This is a genomic window from Klebsiella sp. P1927, assembly GCF_018204675.1.
Lineage (GTDB): Bacteria > Pseudomonadota > Gammaproteobacteria > Enterobacterales > Enterobacteriaceae > Klebsiella > Klebsiella pneumoniae.
This window is the reverse complement of the sequence record NZ_CP073377.1, coordinates 1,904,802-1,923,045: the sequence shown is the minus strand read 5'-3', so window position 1 is coordinate 1,923,045 and position 18,244 is coordinate 1,904,802. Positions and strand designations below refer to the sequence as shown.

The 18,244-nt window shown below is 58.0% G+C and carries 17 protein-coding genes and 1 other RNA gene; 8 read left to right on the top strand and 10 right to left on the bottom strand.

Features of this window, described 5'->3' with window-relative positions; genetic code table 11:
* Position 1 precedes the first annotated feature (1 nt).
* On the bottom strand, positions 2-982 hold the full coding sequence (locus KB892_RS09715; RefSeq protein ID WP_002909008.1) for a DUF1852 domain-containing protein: 981 nt from the start codon (positions 980-982) through the stop codon (positions 2-4).
* 569 nt (positions 983-1,551) lie between these two features.
* Here KB892_RS09715 and KB892_RS09710 point away from each other — a divergent pair.
* The gene (locus KB892_RS09710) at positions 1,552-1,872 is read left to right on the top strand and encodes a hypothetical protein (protein WP_004184563.1); all 321 of its coding nucleotides are present in this window, start codon (positions 1,552-1,554) and stop codon (positions 1,870-1,872) included.
* A 97-nt stretch (positions 1,873-1,969) separates the two neighbouring features.
* Here KB892_RS09710 and KB892_RS09705 read toward each other — a convergent pair whose 3' ends face one another.
* The 3 genes from KB892_RS09705 to KB892_RS09695 all read right to left on the bottom strand — a co-directional run bounded on the left by KB892_RS09705 (position 1,970) and on the right by KB892_RS09695 (position 5,886).
* Entirely contained in the window at positions 1,970-2,218 is a 249-nt protein-coding gene (locus KB892_RS09705; RefSeq protein WP_002909014.1) for a GlsB/YeaQ/YmgE family stress response membrane protein, read from the bottom strand.
* Between the two features lie 204 nt (positions 2,219-2,422).
* Positions 2,423-2,833 (bottom strand): 1,4-dihydroxy-2-naphthoyl-CoA hydrolase, encoded by a 411-nt coding sequence (gene menI / locus KB892_RS09700; RefSeq protein WP_002909015.1) that lies wholly within the window; start codon positions 2,831-2,833, stop codon positions 2,423-2,425.
* Positions 2,830-5,886 carry a D-2-hydroxyglutarate dehydrogenase YdiJ gene (locus KB892_RS09695; protein WP_004200261.1) on the bottom strand — a complete coding sequence of 1,019 codons (3,057 nt, stop codon included), beginning with the start codon at positions 5,884-5,886 and terminating at the stop codon, positions 2,830-2,832. Before KB892_RS09695 ends, menI begins: the two co-directional genes overlap by 4 nt.
* Before the next feature lie 218 nt (positions 5,887-6,104).
* On the opposite strand from KB892_RS09695, the gene ydiK reads away from it, so the two are divergent.
* Together ydiK and rprA are read left to right on the top strand one after the other, a co-directional pair.
* Positions 6,105-7,217, top strand: coding sequence for an AI-2E family transporter YdiK (gene ydiK / locus KB892_RS09690; protein WP_004148729.1), 1,113 nt, complete (start codon positions 6,105-6,107; stop codon positions 7,215-7,217).
* 188 nt (positions 7,218-7,405) lie between these two features.
* An RNA gene (rprA, locus tag KB892_RS09685) (antisense sRNA RprA) lies at positions 7,406-7,513 on the top strand.
* Between the two features lie 86 nt (positions 7,514-7,599).
* Here rprA and ppsA read toward each other — a convergent pair.
* Positions 7,600-9,978: a phosphoenolpyruvate synthase gene (ppsA, locus tag KB892_RS09680; RefSeq protein WP_002909055.1), complete on the bottom strand. Its 2,379-nt coding sequence runs from the start codon at positions 9,976-9,978 to the stop codon at positions 7,600-7,602.
* A 75-nt stretch (positions 9,979-10,053) separates the two neighbouring features.
* Here ppsA and KB892_RS09675 point away from each other — a divergent pair, with 75 nt between their 5' ends.
* The 4 genes from KB892_RS09675 to hemP all read left to right on the top strand — a co-directional run bounded on the left by KB892_RS09675 (position 10,054) and on the right by hemP (position 12,687).
* Complete coding sequence (locus KB892_RS09675; protein ID WP_002909058.1) at positions 10,054-10,173, top strand: hypothetical protein; 120 nt, start codon at positions 10,054-10,056, stop codon at positions 10,171-10,173.
* Between the two features lie 144 nt (positions 10,174-10,317).
* Positions 10,318-11,151, top strand: coding sequence for a posphoenolpyruvate synthetase regulatory kinase/phosphorylase PpsR (locus KB892_RS09670; protein ID WP_002909061.1), 834 nt, complete (start codon positions 10,318-10,320; stop codon positions 11,149-11,151).
* A gap of 154 nt (positions 11,152-11,305) precedes the next feature.
* Complete coding sequence (aroH, locus tag KB892_RS09665) at positions 11,306-12,352, top strand: 3-deoxy-7-phosphoheptulonate synthase AroH (RefSeq protein ID WP_002909064.1); 1,047 nt, start codon at positions 11,306-11,308, stop codon at positions 12,350-12,352.
* Between the two features lie 155 nt (positions 12,353-12,507).
* On the top strand, positions 12,508-12,687 hold the full coding sequence (hemP, locus tag KB892_RS09660) for a hemin uptake protein HemP (protein WP_014343179.1): 180 nt from the start codon (positions 12,508-12,510) through the stop codon (positions 12,685-12,687).
* 29 nt (positions 12,688-12,716) lie between these two features.
* Here hemP and selO read toward each other — a convergent pair whose 3' ends face one another.
* From selO to KB892_RS09640, 4 genes are all read right to left on the bottom strand, one after another.
* On the bottom strand, positions 12,717-14,159 hold the full coding sequence (gene selO / locus KB892_RS09655; protein WP_004184566.1) for a protein adenylyltransferase SelO: 1,443 nt from the start codon (positions 14,157-14,159) through the stop codon (positions 12,717-12,719).
* 113 nt (positions 14,160-14,272) lie between these two features.
* A complete protein-coding gene (locus KB892_RS09650; protein ID WP_087758108.1) occupies positions 14,273-14,737 on the bottom strand; it encodes an NlpC/P60 family protein in 465 nt (154 codons plus the stop codon).
* A gap of 79 nt (positions 14,738-14,816) precedes the next feature.
* Positions 14,817-15,566 (bottom strand): vitamin B12 ABC transporter ATP-binding protein BtuD, encoded by a 750-nt coding sequence (gene btuD / locus KB892_RS09645; protein WP_004200263.1) that lies wholly within the window; start codon positions 15,564-15,566, stop codon positions 14,817-14,819.
* Positions 15,566-16,117, bottom strand: a complete 552-nt coding sequence (locus KB892_RS09640; protein WP_004180371.1) for a glutathione peroxidase — start codon at positions 16,115-16,117, stop codon at positions 15,566-15,568. Before KB892_RS09640 ends, btuD begins: the two co-directional genes overlap by 1 nt.
* Positions 16,118-16,353: 236 nt before the next feature.
* Here KB892_RS09640 and KB892_RS09635 point away from each other — a divergent pair, with 236 nt between their 5' ends.
* The gene (locus KB892_RS09635; RefSeq protein ID WP_002909085.1) at positions 16,354-17,154 is read left to right on the top strand and encodes a MetQ/NlpA family ABC transporter substrate-binding protein; all 801 of its coding nucleotides are present in this window, start codon (positions 16,354-16,356) and stop codon (positions 17,152-17,154) included.
* 36 nt (positions 17,155-17,190) lie between these two features.
* On the opposite strand, the gene btuC is transcribed toward KB892_RS09635, so the two are convergent.
* Positions 17,191-18,177 (bottom strand): vitamin B12 ABC transporter permease BtuC, encoded by a 987-nt coding sequence (gene btuC, locus KB892_RS09630; RefSeq protein WP_004200265.1) that lies wholly within the window; start codon positions 18,175-18,177, stop codon positions 17,191-17,193.
* Positions 18,178-18,244: the final 67 nt, after the last annotated feature.

Here is an 18,244-nt window from a genome sequence, read left to right as displayed (position 1 = left end):
TTTAGCAAAGCGCGAAATTAGCAGACCATTGCTCAAGCAACGTCTTGTGCGGGTTGATAAAATGTTGTTGTGTAAATTTCCCCTGCTCAATCGCCAACAGGCTGCGCTCTTCCCGGTCATAGACGATTTTTGTTAATGAATGATCCAGGTGGCTGAGATTGGGCTGATAGTATTGCCCCGCCGGGGAGTTGGCATTGTAGATCTCCGGGCGATATATTTTCTGAAACGTCTCCATCGTGCTGATGGTGGCGATCAGTTCCAGGCTGGTGTAATCGCTGAGCAGATCGCCGGTAAAATAAAAGGCCAACGGCGCGACGCTGTTTTTTGGCATAAAATAGCGTACCTGCAGACCCATTTTGCTGAAATAGCGCTCGGTCAGCGAGACGCCTTCCTGAGCATATTCAATGCCGAGGACCGGATGTTCGTTACCGGTGCGATGGTAAACATCTTTACTGGAGACGCTCAGGCAAATCACCGGCGCCTTGCTGAAGTTGGCGCGCCAGGCGCTGGATTGCACAAAATCCTTAAAGATATTGCCGTGCAGCTCGCCAAAGTTTTCCGGTACGCTGAAGCGACTCTGGTCCTTATTATGTTCCAGAAGCAGTACGCTAAAATCGTAATCCCGCACATAGGAGGAGAAGTTATTGCCGACGATACCGGCATGACGCTCCCCGCTCTTTTTATCGACAATATGCGTTTGCAGGATCTCAATCACCGGGAAGCTGGCGCTATCCTGAGCAATATTCATCTCGACAGAAATAATATCCAGTTCCACCGCATAGCGATCGTTATGGGGATTATCCCAGTGGGCCAGGCTATTAAAACGGTTATTCATCATGATTAACGTATTGCGCAGATTTTCCTCACGGTTCACCCCTCTGGCTAAATTAGCGAAGTTGGTGGTAATACGCGTATTTTCCGCAGGGTTATAGTTTTCATCAAACCGGGTGCGCTTAATCGTATAGGTAAATTTATTATTCATGGCGATTGTCCATCCTGATGGCGGGCATAAAGCGAACCCGGCGGAATACTCTCCACCAGCCTGGCGACGCGGAGTCAGGCCGGGCGCGCTTCAACCGGTAAATGTTGTTGATTCGTTAATGAACCTATTTTTGCCAGAGTCAGCGCTGGAGGGAAAGCGACTTAAATTCAATGCAACATGAGCCATCCTCATGTTGCTCCAGGCGGTGGCCGATGGCCGACGCAGGCCGACAATATTAGTCAATAAACGTTTGTTCAATGGATGTAGGCAGGGTACACTCTTTAACCACTATAAGATGGGCTTTTACCTGCCCGCCGTACCCGTTTAGCTGGAGCTTTTGTCGTACAGAATGATTGTTGATATCAGTATTATGTCGATGTGCATGGCCGTACTGCTGATTATGAGCGTACTGCTGAATTAAGAGGCTCCCGAACGCAATGACACTCGCTCTCATCTGACCTCCACATTCGCGAGGAAAAAAGAAGATTCAGAGGATTCGCGCCGCCTGGGATTGTTCCGCCTGCCGGCACCCTCTACTCTTTTGGGACTTGCTTATTGAGGAATCCCGGATGAAAAAAGCTCTGCTTGCCCTGTTCGCTATCGCCACCGTTACCGCCGCCAGCGCCTTTGCGGCTGATAAAACCGACGTCCCGGCGCCTGTCGTCGATAACGGAGTCCGCCCGCCGATGGAGAGGGATCGTGGCCCCCTGCCGCCGTTCCCGCCGCAGCTTCCGCCGCACAGACCGGTGCTGTTTTCAGCCACGGTAGCAACCGATACGCCAGCGGAAACCATTAACAAACTGACCGCGCTGATCCCCGCCGGCCAGGCGAAACACTACGAAGTGCACGTTGAGGTGGTGCCGGTTGGCGAGGGAACCGACAGACAATAGCCCAGGGGAGATCTACGCTGTCATCTGTCAGCAATAAAAAAGCTGCCGCATATCGCGGCAGCTTTTATGTACTTATTTACAGCTGAGCAGCTGAAAATTAGCTACGCACTTTCCGGTAGATAAACAGTACCACCAGCGCACCGATAACCGCTACCACGAAGCTGCCGAAATTAAACCCATCGACCTTGCCAAAACCAAACAGGGTACTGATCCAGCCGCCGACCACGGCGCCGATGATCCCCAAAATAACGGTCACGATAAATCCGCCGCCATCTTTTCCCGGCATAATCCACTTGGCTAAAATACCGGCAATAAGTCCAAAAATGATCCAGGAAAGAATACCCATGGTTAACCGTCCTCTTGTTACCTTTAAGCATTTAGTATTGAAAAGAGTAGCATAAATAACGAGAGTGGATCGGTAATAATATAAATATTAGATAATTCCCTGCCGACGCCCGGCTGATCTTGTGACAACCTCTCTGGCTCTGGCAGGCCGGCTCTCGCTTATTACCTTAAAAAAAGGGAGGCTATTCGCCTCCCGCCATGCGGCTTATATTACCGCGGTGGTTAGTCGTGATGAACAACATAACCGCGACTGTTCGTCGAAGATTTCAATTTGCCAGACCTGATGGCGCGTCCCGACGTGCAGCGCTTTGCAGACGCCGCGCACCCGGCCCCCGCGCGCCGAACGGATGTGGTTGGCGTTAACCTCCAGCCCCACCACCTTTTGTTCGCCTTCGCTGCACAGATAGCCTGCCACCGACCCCAGGGTCTCCGCCAGCACCACCGACGCTCCGCCGTGCAGCAGGCCAAACGGCTGCTGTGTGCGGCTATCGACCGGCATAGTGGCCTCCAGCGTATCGTCGGTAACGGTCTCAAAGCGAATATCGAGCAGCCCTACCATGTTCCCCTCACCGAGCCGGTTGAGCTGCTCCAGCGTGGCCTGACGTTTCCAAATCATCCGATTATCTCCAGTAACGCCTGCAGCGGGTGGCGAACGCCGCTGCCTTCAATACGCTTCACCTGACTGCGGCAGGAGTAGCCCGTCACCAGACAGCGGTTTCGCGGCAGCCGCTGCATCGCCTGCTGCCAGGAGAGCGCGTAAATGGCCAACGAGTTGGCGTGGTTTTTCACTTCATGACCATAGGTGCCAGCCATCCCGCAACACCCAACGCTGACGTTTTCCAGCTTCGCGCCGAAGTGGGCAAAAATATCTGCCCACTGCTTTGTCGCCGCCGGTAGCGCGGTCACTTCGGTACAGTGACCGAACAGGTACCAGGGCTCACCGCCCAGATCGGGACGGGCGTCGCTGGTTAGGGCCTTCGGCAACCACTCATGGACTAACAGCACCTGGAAATCGCCGCGCTTGTCGCCGAGCGTCTGCTTGTACTCATCGCGGTAGCAGAGCACCAGCGCCGGATCGACGCCCACCAGCGGCATGCCCAGCTGCGCCACGCGGTTGAGGAAGTCCGCCGTCTTCTGCGCGGTGCGCGCGAAGCGGGTGAGGAAGCCTTTGATATGCTGCGCCTTGCCGTTCGGCGAGAACGGCAGGAGCACCGGCTGATAGCCTAAGGCCTCGACCAGACGGATAAAGTCGGCCACCACCTGGGCGTCGTAGTAGCTGGTGAAGGGATCCTGCACCACCAGCACCATCTTCGCTTTCTGCTCGGCGCTCAGCGCTTCGAGCTGCTCAAGGGTCATATTGGCGGAGCGGTGGCCGGCCATCTGCTGCTTCAGCGACGGCGCCGAGAGCAGCGGCAGATCGACCATCCCGATATGCTTCTCCGACAGCTTTTTCAGCCAAGGCTGGTTAATAAAAAAGTTAAAGGTCTTCGGCGCCTGCGCCATCAGCGGCGCATAAGATTCGACCGAGGCCACCAGATGATCGCGCACCGGCCGCAGATAGCGGCTGTGGTACAGCTGCAGGAAGCGCGAGCGGAACTCGGGAACATCGATTTTGATCGGGCACTGGGTCGAACAGGCTTTACAGGCCAGACAGCCGGACATCGCCTCTTTGACCTCATGCGAGAAGTCATATTCGCCTTTGCGCGCATGCCAGCTGTTGCGCGTGCGCGCGACCAGCGAGCGCAGGCTGACGCCCTGCTCCGGCAGCGCCTTCTCCAGCTGGTTGGGATCGACGCCGCGGTCGGCCAGCAGGCGCAGCCATTCCCGCACCAGCGTCGCCCGCCCTTTCGGCGAGTGGATGCGCTGGTTGCTGACTTTCATCGACGGACACATCGGGCTCTTGACGTCAAAGTTGAAGCACAGCCCGTTGCCATTACACTCCATCGCCCCACGCCAGCTGCTGCGCACCGCGATGGGGATCTGCCGATCCCAGGTGCCGCGCTTCGCCGCATCGACTTTCATCATCGGCGCGTCGATACCTTCCGGAGGACAGATTTTACCCGGATTCAGGCGGTTATCGGGATCGAAGACCGCTTTGATCTTGCGCAGCTCGGCATACAACGTCTCGCCAAAGAAGGCCGGGCTGTACTCCGCGCGGAACCCTTTGCCATGTTCGCCCCACAGCAGGCCGCCATACTTCGCCGTCAGCGCCACCACATCGTCGGAGATCTGCTTCATCAGCACCTCCTGCTGCGGATCGCACATGTCCAGCGCCGGGCGCACGTGCAGCACCCCGGCATCAACGTGGCCAAACATGCCATAGCTCAGGCCGTGGCTGTCGAGCAGCGCGCGGAACTCGACGATGTAATCCGCCAGATGTTCGGGCGGTACGCAGGTGTCCTCGGCGAAAGGAATAGGCTTGGCGGCGCCTTTGGCATTGCCCAACAGGCCGACGGCCTTCTTGCGCATGGCATAGATGCGCTCCACGCCTTCAAGATCGTGACAGACCTGCCAGCCAATGACGCCCGCCTCGCTGGCGGCCATCAGCTCGTCCAGCCGCTGGCACAGGGTAGTAACCTGCTGGTCAATCAGCGCCGCGTCATCGCCGGCGAATTCGACGATATTGAGCCCGAGCATCTCTTTATCCGGTACGTCGGTGATCAGTTCGCTTACCGAGTGCCAGACGATATCCTCGCGCGCCAGATTGAGAACTTTAGAATCGACGGTCTCCACCGACAGGGCTTTCGCTTCGACCATAAAGGGCGCATTGCGCAGCGCAGAGTCGAAGGAGTCATATTTGACGTTGACCAGACGGCGCACCTTCGGCAGGCGGGTGATATCCAGCCGCGCTTCGGTAATAAACGCCAGCGTCCCTTCCGAACCGGTTAAAATACGGGTCAGATCGAACTCGCTCATCTCATCGTTAAAGACGTGACGCAGATCGTATCCGGTGAGGAAGCGGTTGAGTTTGGGAAACTTATCAATGATCAGGTCACGCTGCGCCTTGCAGCGCTGGTAGACCGTGTTGTAGATCCGGCCAACCGTCGAGGGGGTATTGCCCAGCGTCTCCGCCAGCGCCACCGGCACCGCCTGGGTATCGAGGATATCCCCGCCCATCAGCACCGCCCGCAGGCCGAGCACGTGATCCGACGTTTTGCCGTACACCAGCGATCCCTGGCCGGACGCGTCGGTGTTAATCATCCCCCCCAGCGTGGCGCGGTTGCTGGTGGATAGCTCAGGCGCAAAAAAGTAACCATAGGGTTTAAGAAACTGGTTCAGCTGATCTTTGATGACCCCGGCTTCAACGCGCACCCAGCCCTCGTCAGGGTTAATCTCGATGATGCGATTCATATAGCGGGACATATCAACGATAATCCCGCCGTTCAGCGCCTGGCCGTTAGTGCCGGTGCCGCCGCCACGCGGGGTGAAAATCAGCGATTTAAAACGCGGTTCGGCGGCGACGCGCGCCAGCAGCGCCACGTCCGCCGTGGATCGTGGAAAAATGACCGCATCCGGCAGCAGCTGATAGACGCTGTTGTCGGTGGCCATCGTTAGCCTGTCGGCATAGCTGGTGGCGGTATCGCCGGTAAAACCCTGTTGCTCCAGTACCTGCAAAAAATTCAGCACCAGTTGAACTACCCCTGGCGCCTGAGAAATTTGTGGGATCATCACGCTTGACCCTGCCTGACTATGTTGTGTTTGAAAATATTGTGTTGGTGCTAACTAAACGTTTGCGTAGCGCATTCAACTTTTTATCACATTTTTTTCATATGCGCCCACGTGTTTTCTGTGCAAAATCAGCCCGGCAAAATTATTGATATTATTATCAGTATATGGATTTACGCGGCGCCAGCTGTTTGGCGCGACTGGAAAGGTAAAATTTCTCTATGATTAATCCCCATCAGCCTCGGGACATTCCGCAAATACTGCTGTCGGTGCTGTTCCTGGCCCTGATTATCATATCCTGCCTGTGGGTTGTGCAGCCGTTTATTCTGTCCTTCGCCTGGGCCGGTACGGTGGTGATCGCCACCTGGCCGGTGCTGCTGCGTCTGCAGCGTGTGCTGTTCGGCAAACGACTGCTGGCGGTGCTGGCGATGACCCTGTTGCTGTTTCTGCTATTCGTTATTCCTATCGCTCTGCTGGTCAACAGCCTGGTGGATAACAGCGTTCCGCTGATCAAACTCATCAGCAGCGGAAATGTGACGCTGCCGGATTTCGCCTGGCTCAACAGCGTACCGCTGGTCGGCGATAAACTGTACTCCGCCTGGCACGGTCTGCTGGATATGGGCGGCTCGGCGATTATGGCCAAGGTTCGTCCCTATATTGGCACCACCACCAGCTGGTTTGTCGGTCAGGCGGCGCACATCGGCAAGCTGCTGGTCTACTGCGGTTTGATGCTGCTGTTCAGCGCGCTGCTCTACTGGCGCGGCGAGCAGGTGGCCTATGGTTTCCGCTACTTCGCCACGCGCCTCGCGGCCAAACGCGGCGACGCCGCGGTGCTGCTGGCCGGCCAGGCCGTGCGCGCCGTGGCGCTGGGCGTGGTGGTCACTGCCCTCACTCAGGCGGTACTGGGCGGGATTGGCCTTGCCGTCTCCGGCGTGCCCTACGCCGCTCTGCTGACCGTGGTGATGATCTTTACCTGTCTGGTTCAGCTCGGCCCTTTACTGGTTTTGGTGCCGTCGATTATCTGGCTTTACTGGAGCGGGGACACCACCTGGGGCACCGTGCTGCTGGTCTGGAGCTGCGTAGTCGGCACCATGGACAACGTTATTCGTCCGGTGCTCATCCGCATGGGCGCCGACCTGCCAATGATCCTTATCCTCACCGGCGTCATTGGCGGCCTGATCGCCTTCGGCATGATCGGCCTGTTTATCGGTCCGGTGCTGCTCGCCGTCTCCTGGCGACTGTATGACGCCTGGGTGCATGAGGTGCCGCCGCCGCCGAAAGACCCTGACGTCGTCCTTGAAGAGCTCAGTGAGCTGGAGGCCGGTCGCAAGTAATGCCTGGCAGGCGGGGAGACCCGCCTGTTTCTTTGCCCGCATATTGTTAAGCAAAATTTATTGATCGCCGGCAATGCGCTGGCCCCGCGCGCCCTTCACCTCGCTTTCCTCCCCCGGTCCTTCACAACAATTTAACTATTGAGAGGAATCTGATCGACGGCAAAGGCCCCGCTGCCTACTATTAGCTCACGGTTATAAATCAACACCTTGATTTATAAGCATGGAAATCCCCTGAGTGAAACAACGAATTGCTGTGTGTAGTCTTTGCCCATCTCCCACGATGGGCTTTTTTTTGCCCTGCGCATCACGACACCAGATAGCCTGACACCGGTAAAAAAAATCCCCGGCATCGCTGCCGGGGATCGGTCCTGTCAGGGCGAACTTATTTTTTCAGTTCCGCCAGACCTAACCAGGTTTGTACCACGGTATCCGGGTTCAGGGACAAGCTATCAATCCCCTCTTCCATCAGCCAGGCGGCGAAATCCTCATGGTCAGACGGCCCCTGGCCGCAGATGCCGACGTATTTACCCTGTTTCTTCGCCGCGCGGATGGCCATCGACAGCAGGGCTTTCACCGCGTCATTGCGTTCATCAAACAGCTCAGAAACCACACCGGAATCGCGGTCCAGACCGAGCGCCAGTTGGGTCATGTCGTTCGAACCGATGGAGAAGCCGTCGAAGTACTCGAGGAACTGCTCCGCCAGCAAGGCGTTCGACGGGATCTCGCACATCATAATGATCTTCAGCCCGTTCTCGCCGCGCTTCAGCCCCTGACGCTCCAGCTCTTCGACCACCGCTTTCGCCTGGGCGACGGTACGGACGAACGGGACCATCACTTCAACGTTGGTCAGTCCCATGTCGTTACGCACGCGCTTCATCGCTTCGCATTCAAGGGCGAAACAGTCGCGGAAGCTTTCGGAAACGTAGCGTCCGGCGCCGCGGAAGCCGAGCATCGGGTTCTCTTCTTCCGGCTCATAGCGCTCGCCGCCCACCAGGTTGGCGTATTCGTTCGATTTGAAGTCCGACAGACGCACGATCACCCGTTTCGGATAGAAAGCGGCGCCGAGGGTGGCGATCCCTTCGGTCAGGCGGCCAACGTAGAACTCTCTCGGCGAATCGTAGCCTTTCATCAGCTCGCGGATTTCGTTCTGCAGGCCCGGCTCCTGGTCGTCAAACTCCAGCAGCGCGCGCGGATGAACGCCAATCATACGGTTGATGATAAATTCCAGCCGCGCCAGACCGACGCCTTCGTTCGGCAGGCAGGCGAAGTCGAACGCGCGATCCGGGTTGCCGACGTTCATCATCACCTTCAGCGGCAGATCCGGCATGTCGCCGACGCTGGAGCTCTTGACGCTGAAGTCGAGCAGCTCGGCGTAGACATAGCCGGTGTCGCCTTCGGCGCAGGAGACGGTGACATTCTGATTTTCCTGAATGCGATCGGTAGCATCGCCGCAGCCGACCACCGCCGGGATCCCCAGCTCACGGGCGATAATCGCCGCGTGACAGGTACGCCCGCCGCGGTTGGTGACAATCGCCGAGGCTTTTTTCATGATCGGTTCCCAGTCCGGGTCGGTCATGTCGGTAACCAGTACGTCGCCTGGCTCAATGCGATTCATCTCGCTGATATCGTGGATCACCTTGACCGGACCGGCGCCAATGCGGTGGCCGATGGCGCGCCCTTCGGCGATGATCTGCCCCTGAGCGTGGAGGGTATAACGCTCCATCACCTGGCCGCGGGAACGCACGGTTTCAGGACGCGCCTGGACGATAAATAGCTTACCAGTGTGGCCATCTTTCGCCCACTCGATATCCATCGGACGGCCGTAGTGCTTCTCGATCTGCACCGCCTGCTTCGCCAGCTCCTGCACCTCCTCGTTGCTTAACGAGAAAATATCGCGCTGCGCCTGCGGCACATCTTCGATACGCACCTGTTTACCGTGCTCCTGGGTCGGCGCGTAAACCATACGGATCTTTTTCGACCCCATGGTGCGGCGCACGATCGCCGGACGGCCAGCGGCCAGCGTCGGTTTGTGGACGTAGAATTCGTCCGGGTTCACCGCGCCCTGCACCACCATCTCGCCCAAACCCCACGCCGAGGTGATAAACACCACCTGGTCAAAGCCGGATTCGGTATCGATGGAGAACATGACGCCGGAGGAGGCCAGATCGGAGCGGACCATCCTCTGCACCCCGGCGGAGAGCGCCACGCCGCGGTGATCGTAACCCTGATGCACGCGATAGGAGATTGCGCGATCGTTAAACAGCGAAGCAAACACGTGCTTCACGGCAACGAGCACGGCGTCAAAGCCCTGCACGTTGAGGAATGTCTCTTGCTGTCCGGCGAAGGAGGCGTCCGGCATATCTTCCGCGGTGGCGGAAGAGCGCACGGCGAATGAGGCCTCGGCGTCATCGGCGGACAGCAGGTCATAAGCATCGCGAATCGCGTTTTCCAGTTCGCTCTGGAAGGGGGTATCGATGATCCACTGTCGGATCTGCGCGCCCGCTTTCGCTAATGCGGAAACGTCGTCAATGTCGGTTTCATCCAGCAGCGCATAGATGCGCTGGTTAACACCGCTTTGGTCCAGGAACTGATTGAAAGCATCAGCGGTGGTGGCAAACCCGTTAGGTACGGAAACACCCATACCGGACAGATTCGTAATCATTTCACCAAGGGAGGCATTTTTGCCCCCAACTCTGTCTACATCATTCATGCCGAGTTGGTTATACCAAAGCACCAGCGGTGACGAGCCATTGTTGGACATCGAGACAATCCTTTTGTGATTTAATACCAGTGAAAAAAATTTCACGATCGACTGCAGGATTATCCTGACATATTTATGAAGCTGAAAAAAACGGTGAATCGTTCAAGCAAATTATTTTTTCATTTTTCGGACTGTTCCCCCGATATTGCTAACTTGATGATTTTTAGGAATTCTGATGAAAAACGCTGGAAATAACGGCGACAAAAAGAAAATGAACTACCCTTTTCATAAAAAACAAAAATAGCGTTTCAATTTTAACAAGAGACAAATCAAACAGGGATATGCTTAAATTTAATATCCGCTTTCAGGCAATTAAACTCATTATACCGGATGGTCAAAATGGAAAGTGCTGTAGATCGCCACGTATTTTATATTTCTGACGGTACCGCCATCACGGCGGAGGTGCTGGGGCATGCCGTGATGTCGCAATTCCCGGTCGCCATCAGCAGCGTAACCCTGCCGTTTGTGGAAAACATCAGCCGCGCGCGGGCGGTAAAGGAGCAGATCGACGCCATCTATCAGCAAACGGGTATTCGCCCGCTGGTGTTCTACTCCATCGTCATCCCGGAAATACGCGACATTATTCTGCAAAGTGAAGGCTTTTGTCAGGATATCGTGCAGGCGCTGGTGGCCCCGCTGCAGCAGGAGCTCAACCTCGACCCGACGCCGGTGGCCCACCGTACCCACGGCCTCAACCCCGGCAACCTGATTAAATACGATGCGCGTATCGCCGCTATCGATTATACCCTTGCCCATGACGATGGCATCTCGCTGCGCAACCTTGACCAGGCGCAGGTGATCCTCCTCGGCGTCTCGCGCTGCGGCAAAACACCCACCAGTCTGTATCTCGCCATGCAGTACGGTATTCGCGCCGCCAACTATCCGTTTATCGCCGACGATATGGACAATCTGGTTCTGCCGGCCTCGCTGAAACCCCTGCAGCATAAGATGTTCGGCCTGACCATCAATCCGGAGCGTCTGGCGGCGATCCGCGAGGAGCGCCGGGAGAACAGCCGCTACGCCTCCCTGCGCCAGTGTCGGATGGAAGTGACCGAAGTGGAGGCCCTGTATCGCAAGAATAAAATCCCCTGCCTGAACAGCACCAACTATTCCGTTGAGGAAATAGCGACAAAAATCATGGACATCATGGGGCTGAATCGCAGAATGTACTAATACACTAGTACATTATTAAAAATTTGTTTATGCTATCACCCGTGGCCTATACAGGATCATGCCCTGCTCTTGCAATAAGCAGGGATTGGTTTATCGTGATGCGCATCACTTCCCGGCATTTTCGCCGCGGAAGAAACAGATTTTTGAGACCCCAATGAATAAAACAGACGAATTGCGTACCGCGCGCATTGAGAGCCTGGTAACGCCCGCGGAGCTGGCCCAGCGCCATCCCGTGACGGCCGACGTGGCTGCCCACGTCTCGGCCTCCCGCCGCCGAATTGAAAAAATCCTCAACGGCGAAGACCGCCGACTGCTGGTGATTATCGGCCCCTGCTCCATTCACGACACCGACGCGGCGCTGGAGTATGCCCGCCGCCTGCAGGGCATGCGCGAGCGCTACCAGCCGCAGCTGGAGATCGTGATGCGCACCTATTTTGAAAAACCGCGCACCGTGGTGGGCTGGAAAGGCTTAATCTCCGATCCCGACCTCAACGGCAGCTACCGGGTCAACCACGGAATTGAGCTGGCGCGGCGCCTGCTGCTGCAGGTTAATGAGCTGGGGGTACCGACGGCCACCGAGTTTCTCGATATGGTGACCGGTCAGTTTATCGCCGATCTCATCAGCTGGGGAGCCATCGGGGCGCGCACCACAGAAAGCCAGATCCACCGTGAAATGGCCTCAGCGCTCTCCTGCCCGGTTGGATTTAAAAACGGCACCGACGGCAATACGCGCATCGCGGTGGACGCCATCCGCGCCTCCCGCGCCAGCCATATGTTCCTCTCTCCGGACAAGCAGGGTCAGATGACGATTTACCAGACCAGCGGCAATCCGTATGGGCATATTATTATGCGCGGCGGCAAACGGCCAAACTATCACGCCGAGGATATCGCCGCCGCCGGCGAGGCGCTGCGTGAATACGATCTGCCGGAACAGCTGGTCGTTGATTTCAGCCATGGCAACTGCCAGAAGCAGCACCGCCGTCAGCTGGAGGTGTGCGCCGATATCTGTCAGCAAATTCGCGCGGGCTCCACCGCCATCGCCGGGATTATGGCCGAAAGCTTCCTGCAGGAAGGCACTCAGAAAGTGGTCCCCGGCCAGCCGTTGACCTGGGGCCAGTCGATCACCGACCCCTGCCTGAGCTGGGAAGACAGCGAAAGATTATTGAGCGAGCTGGCTGCGGCCACCGCCACCCGCCTGTAACCGCTCCGCCCGCCGCGCCTGCGGCGGGCAATTCTCTTCGCTGACTCCCCTACCAAATCCGGTAACACGATAAATAACGCTTGCCGTCAAAAACAACATTATTGATAATGATTATCATTGTTGCCTTGATTTTTATTCTGAGAGCTATGACGCGTATGGATAACACTGCCACAGCTGAAAAACCAAAAGACAATGCCCCTTATCCCGTGGCGACGGACAGAGAGATCAGCAGTCGGGTTCTGTTAGGCAGCGAAGGACGAGTAGTGATTGAGCATGGCGGCCAGCGCTATCTGCTGCGCCAGACCCACGCCGGGAAGTTAATTCTGACCAAGTAAGCGCCCCGCTGAACGCGGGGCGAGGCAAGTTAGCTCGAGCAGCTGACTTCCAGACGTTTCCCCCAGTCCGGCGGGCGGCGGACGTAGTCGTCCTCGCGATCGGTAAAGGGGTCTGCCAGCGCGGCATGCAAGCGCTCCAGCTCGCCCATATCGCCCGCCTCAGCCTGCTCGATCGCCCGCTGCGCCAGCCAGTTACGTAACACCAGCGCCGGATTCACGCCCTGCATCCTCTGCTGGCGCTGCGCGTCGTCCACCTGTTCATCACGCAGCCGCGCACGATACCCGGCAAACCAGCTGTCAAAGGCCGCGCGGTCGATAAACTCATCGCGCAGCGGCGAAGCGGCGCTGAGCTGTTCGCTGTGGCTCAGCAGGCGGAACGTCCGGGTATAGTCGCTCTTCTCGCGGATCATCAGGGCAAACAGCCCGTCCAGCAGGTCGTTATCCCCTTTCTGCTGGCTGAACAGGCCGAGTTTATCGCGCATCCGCTGGCCATAAGCGGTCAGCAAGGCGTGCTGATACTCATCCAGCGCCGCGTTTAACGCTTCAGCGCTGATAAACGGCGACAGCGATTGGGCGAGACGCTGCAGATTCCACAGCCCCACCGCCGGCTGGTTTTCAAAACTGTAGCGCCCCTGATAATCGGAGTGGTTGCAGATGAAGTCCGGTTGAAAATCGTCAAGGAAGCCATACGGGCCGTAGTCGATGGTCAGACCGAGAATCGACATGTTGTCGGTATTCATCACCCCATGGGCAAAGCCCACGGTTTGCCAGCTGGCGATAGTCTGCGCGGTACGCATGACAATGTCACGGAACCATAACAGGTACTTATCCGCCTCATCCTGCAGCTGCGGCCAGTGGTGGCGAATAACATAGTCGGCCAGTTGCTGGACCTTCTGCGGCTCACGGCGATAGTAAAAATGTTCGAAATGGCCGAAGCGGACATGGCTCTCGGCCACCCGCATCAGCATCGCGCCGGGCTCCACGCGCTCGCGGTAGACCGGGGTATCGCTGGTCACCATCGCCAGGGCGCGCGTCGTCGGGATCCCCAGAGCATGCATCGCCTCCGACGCCAGACTTTCCCGGATCGTCGAGCGCAGCACGGCGCGGCCGTCCCCCATCCGCGAATAAGGAGTCAGGCCGGCGCCTTTCAGATGCCAGTCGTAACGGCGGCCATCCGCCAGCTGCTGCTCGCCGAGCAGGATCCCGCGTCCGTCGCCCAGCTGGCCGGCCCAGGCGCCAAACTGATGGCCGCTGTATACCTGCGCCAGCGGCGACATGCCCGGAAGCAGCGCTTCGCCGCCCCAGACACCGGCCCCGCTTTCAGGCGCAAACAGGGCGTCGGGCACCCCCAGCTGTTGCGCCAGCGGGGCGTTGCGCCAGATGAGTCGGGCGTTATCCAACGGCGTTGGTGACAGGGAAGTGTAAAAGTCCGGCAGTTCATCCCGCCAGTGGGTGGTAAAAGAAAGGGTCATGGTTCCTCCTCTCTCCAGTGTAGTGCCTGGAACAGCGGATTAACACGGGCGGAGTGCAGGGTTATCGGCATAAAAAAGGGAAGCGTTCGCTTCCCTCTTGCTTCTGAATGACGTCAGATTCGCCGCGCCTGCCAGAACTTTTTGTTCCAGTAGACGTTATCCAGCGAGGAACGGGTGACGCCCTGGCTGGTGGAGGCGTGAATAAACTGGTTGTCGGTATCGTAGATGCCAACGTGCAAACCGCTCTCCCCTGAGCCGGTTTTGAAGAACACCAGATCGCCGGGCAGCAGATCGCGCTTATCGATGCGGGTGCCGATCTCCGCCTGCTCGCGGGTTTCACGCGGCAGCTGGAGGGCATATTTATCGCGAAACGTGCGCACCACGAAGCCGGAGCAGTCAACGCCGCGCGGCGTCATGCCGCCGTAGCGATACGGCGCGCCGCGCCAGCTGCGCAGCTGCTCGTTCAGATTCGCCACCACCGTAATGGAGTCTGCCAGCCGAGGATTCGGCGGCGGTGCCCGATGGCTGCTGCAGCCGGCTAAAATTAACGCCGCCGCCAACATGAACCAGAAGCGCATTTCAGATGATCCCTCTGTCCCTAGTCTCTATCGCAATAATTTAGCTTGTTTATCAATATAGTGACAAGATAACTGCGTGCTACTGTGACGCGATGAGCATAATATGACCGGCCACCTCAACGCGCTGGAACGGGATCGCATAGGCGGCGGTTAAATTTTCCTCATTCAGCACCTCGGCGGTCTCCCCGCAGGCGATGGCTTCCCCCTGGCAGAGCAGCCAGCTCTGACCGGCGTGGCGCAGGGTATGGTTGAGATCGTGGCTGCTCATCACCACCGCAATCCCCGCCGCGCTCAGCTCGTGTAACAGCCGATCCAGCGCCGCCTGCTGGGCCACATCCAGACTGTTCATCGGCTCATCCAGCAGCAGCAGCTGACCCGCGGAATTACTCAAGGGATCGATCTGCAGGAGCACTGCCGCCAGCCGCACGCGCTGCCACTCGCCGCCCGACAGCTGATTGACCGGACGGCCCAGCTTATTGTCCAGACCAAGCCTGGCCGCGATATCGCTCAGACGGGCGCTATCACCCTGCTGCTGCATATGCAGCGCCAGGTAGTGCCATACCGGCATGGCGAACGGCGGGGTCTGGTGTTGACACAGATATCCGCGACGGCGCGCCAGCTCCCTCGCCGGCCACTCGTCAAGCAGCCGGCCGTTAAAATGAACCGTGCCGGGGCCGTCGGACAGCCCCGCCATGCGGGTCAGCAGCGTGCTCTTCCCTGCGCCGTTCGGCCCCACCAGATGGACAATCTCCCCGGCGCGAAAGGCCGCAGAAAACGGGGCCAGGCGCCCCGCCGCTTCTACATCCTGTAGCTGCATCAGAAACGACATTATTGCGCCAGCGCTCCTTTAATCGCCGCCACCAGCTGCGGATCATCCGGCGTCATATCCGGCGAGAAGCGCTGAATGACGTTGCCCTGGCGATCGATGAGGAATTTTTCGAAGTTCCACAGAATGTCGTCCACATACAGCGGCGCCCGGCCTTTGCTGGCCATCCGCTCATAAAAACCGCTGCCTTCCGGGGCCACCGCTTTCGGCGCGGCGGCAATCAGTTTTTGATAGAGCGGCGCGCGATGTTCACCGTTGACGTCAATTTTGCTAAACAGCGGGAAGGTGACGCCGTAGGTGGTGCTGCAGAAGGTCTTAATCTCCTCTTCACTGCCCGGCTCCTGGCCGAGGAACTGGTTGCAGGGGAACCCCAGCACGCTGAAGCCCTCGGCGGCAAACTGCTTTTGCAGATCCTCGAGTTGCTCATACTGCGGCGTCAGGCCGCATTTCGAGGCCACATTGACGATCAGCAGCACCTTGCCGGCAAAGGATGCCAGGGTGGTTTTCTCGCCATCAATGGTCGTCACTTCGGTATTCAGAATGTCATGTTGCATAGCCTGTCCTCAATGGATAAACCGGTTTCCGGTGAAGGTGATCCCTTTCTACTGTAGCGGATTCAGCGCCCGCCATTCTACTGCCATTCCCCCCGAGTTGTCGCATGATGTAACAGCGCTTCGCTGGCCGCCGGCAACATGAAATCCTCTCAATTGGGCCGTCGACCATTTCCGTGTACAGTGTTCCATGAATGTAATATGGTTTCGTTACTTGTTAATTTAAGAGAGTTTTAGTGATGAAGAAGTTGTTTAGCCTGGCGTTAATCGCCACCTCTGTCGCCCTGCTGAGCGCCTGCTCCCCGGATGAAGATAATAAAGTAAAAGTCGCTATCAATACCGGGCCGGACGAAGCCATCTGGAAAGTGGTGGAGCAGGTGGCGAAGGATAAATACCACCTCGACGTCGAAGTGGTCTCCTTCAATGATTATGTGCTGCCCAACGAAGCGCTGAACAACAAAGATGTCGATGCCAACGCCTTCCAGACCCTGCCGTACCTTGAGGCGCAGTCGAAAGAACGCGGCTATAAATTTGCGGTGGTCGGTAAAACCTTTGTCTTCCCTATCGCCGCCTATTCTCACCGGATCAAAAATATCAGCGAACTGCCCGAAGGGGCGACGGTGACCATCTCTAATGAAACCACCACCCTGGGCCGCAGCCTGCTGCTGCTTCAGGCGCAGGGGTTACTCAAGCTGAAACCGGGCGTCGGCTATTTACCCACCACGCTGGATATCATCGACAATCCGAAACAGCTGAAAATTGTTGAAGTGGATACCCCGCAGCTGACCCGTACCCTTGACGATCCGAACGTCAGCCTGTCAATCATTAACACCAACTTCTCCGCCCAGGCGGGCCTGTCGGCCGCCCGCGACGGTCTGTTTATGGAGGGGCCGGATTCCCCATACGTGAATGCGATAGTCGCCCGCGAGGATAATAAGGACAGCAAGAAAATTCAGGAATTAAAAGCCGCCTTCCAGACCAGCGAAGTCGCGGAAAAAGCGAAGGAAGTCTACAAAGGCGACGCGATCAAAGGCTGGTAAGCCTGAACCGGCGCCGTCCCTGCCGACGGCGCCGCGCTATCCCCGCCCCCGCGAACGCAGCAGCAACCAGATAAAGACCGGCGCGCCCAGGGTCGCCGTCACCACGCCAATCGGCAGCTCTGCGGCGGAAAGCGCCAGCCGGGCAATGATATCCGCCCCCAGCAAGGCGCTTGCCCCGGCCAGCATACAGGCCGGGAGCAACACCCGGTGATCGCTCAAGCCGCATAGCCGCAGAATATGCGGGATCACCAGACCGATAAAGCCAATCGCCCCCGCCAGCGCCACGCTAACGCCGACCATCCAGCCGGTCGCCACCACCAGTAATTTGCGCCACAGCCACAGCGGCAGCCCAAGCTGACGAGCGGAGACTTCGCCCAGCGCCAGTAAATTCAGGGGTTGCGACTGCAGACAGGCCCAGCAGAGCACCGGCAGGAGGGCTATCATCAGCCACAGCTGTTGCCAGTCGACGCCGCCAAACCCGCCCATCATCCAGTACATTAGCTGACGCAGGTCAAAAGAGGTGGAGAAGTAGACTGCCCAGGTCATCAGGGCGCTGCAGATGATCCCCAGCGCCACCCCCGCCAGCAGCAGACGGCTGGTAGACAGATGGCGGCGGGCAAAACGCAGCAGAATAAAAGTGATCAGCAGCGCGCCAAAGATGGCACACAGGCCGAGCGCCCAGCCGGGCAAGACTCCTTTGCCCAGCAGGACGGCGGCAATCAGCCCGACGCCCGCGCCGTTGGAGACCCCCAGCAGCCCCGGCTCCGCCAGAGGATTTTCAAACAACGCCTGCATAATCGCCCCGGAGAGCGCCAGCGCCGCCCCCACCAGCAGCACCGCCAGGGTTCGCGGCAGGCGGATCTGCCAGATAAACAGCTGACCTTTGGCGCTGAGCCACTCGCCGGGCGGGATCCATTGCTCCCCCGCGCACAGGCTGATCAGCAGGGTGACCAGCAGCAACAGCGTTAATCCGAAGAGCCAACGCCGGCTGCGGCGCTGTTGAAGATGGGCGAGAGTCAGCATAGATTCCATTACGCAGGGGGAACAAGAGGCTGATTTTACGGTGGCTGTCGCGGTGAGAAAAGGAAAA

Excerpts from the sequence above, each read along its gene's own strand:
- hemP (WP_014343179.1), top strand. The coding sequence starts at position 12,508 with ATGGATAACACTGCCACAGCTGAAAAACCAAAAGACAATGCCCCTTAT.
- btuC (WP_004200265.1), bottom strand. The coding sequence starts at position 18,177 with ATGCTGACTCTCGCCCATCTTCAACAGCGCCGCAGCCGGCGTTGGCTC.
- aroH (WP_002909064.1), top strand. The coding sequence starts at position 11,306 with ATGAATAAAACAGACGAATTGCGTACCGCGCGCATTGAGAGCCTGGTA.
- KB892_RS09695 (WP_004200261.1), bottom strand. The coding sequence starts at position 5,886 with ATGATCCCACAAATTTCTCAGGCGCCAGGGGTAGTTCAACTGGTGCTG.
- KB892_RS09715 (WP_002909008.1), bottom strand. The coding sequence starts at position 982 with ATGAATAATAAATTTACCTATACGATTAAGCGCACCCGGTTTGATGAA.
- selO (WP_004184566.1), bottom strand. The coding sequence starts at position 14,159 with ATGACCCTTTCTTTTACCACCCACTGGCGGGATGAACTGCCGGACTTT.
- menI (WP_002909015.1), bottom strand. The coding sequence starts at position 2,833 with ATGATTTGGAAACGTCAGGCCACGCTGGAGCAGCTCAACCGGCTCGGT.
- KB892_RS09710 (WP_004184563.1), top strand. The coding sequence starts at position 1,552 with ATGAAAAAAGCTCTGCTTGCCCTGTTCGCTATCGCCACCGTTACCGCC.
- KB892_RS09705 (WP_002909014.1), bottom strand. The coding sequence starts at position 2,218 with ATGGGTATTCTTTCCTGGATCATTTTTGGACTTATTGCCGGTATTTTA.
- KB892_RS09650 (WP_087758108.1), bottom strand. The coding sequence starts at position 14,737 with ATGCGCTTCTGGTTCATGTTGGCGGCGGCGTTAATTTTAGCCGGCTGC.
- btuD (WP_004200263.1), bottom strand. The coding sequence starts at position 15,566 with ATGTCGTTTCTGATGCAGCTACAGGATGTAGAAGCGGCGGGGCGCCTG.
- KB892_RS09635 (WP_002909085.1), top strand. The coding sequence starts at position 16,354 with ATGAAGAAGTTGTTTAGCCTGGCGTTAATCGCCACCTCTGTCGCCCTG.
- ppsA (WP_002909055.1), bottom strand. The coding sequence starts at position 9,978 with ATGTCCAACAATGGCTCGTCACCGCTGGTGCTTTGGTATAACCAACTC.
- KB892_RS09675 (WP_002909058.1), top strand. The coding sequence starts at position 10,054 with ATGAAGCTGAAAAAAACGGTGAATCGTTCAAGCAAATTATTTTTTCAT.
- ydiK (WP_004148729.1), top strand. The coding sequence starts at position 6,105 with ATGATTAATCCCCATCAGCCTCGGGACATTCCGCAAATACTGCTGTCG.
- KB892_RS09640 (WP_004180371.1), bottom strand. The coding sequence starts at position 16,117 with ATGCAACATGACATTCTGAATACCGAAGTGACGACCATTGATGGCGAG.
- KB892_RS09670 (WP_002909061.1), top strand. The coding sequence starts at position 10,318 with ATGGAAAGTGCTGTAGATCGCCACGTATTTTATATTTCTGACGGTACC.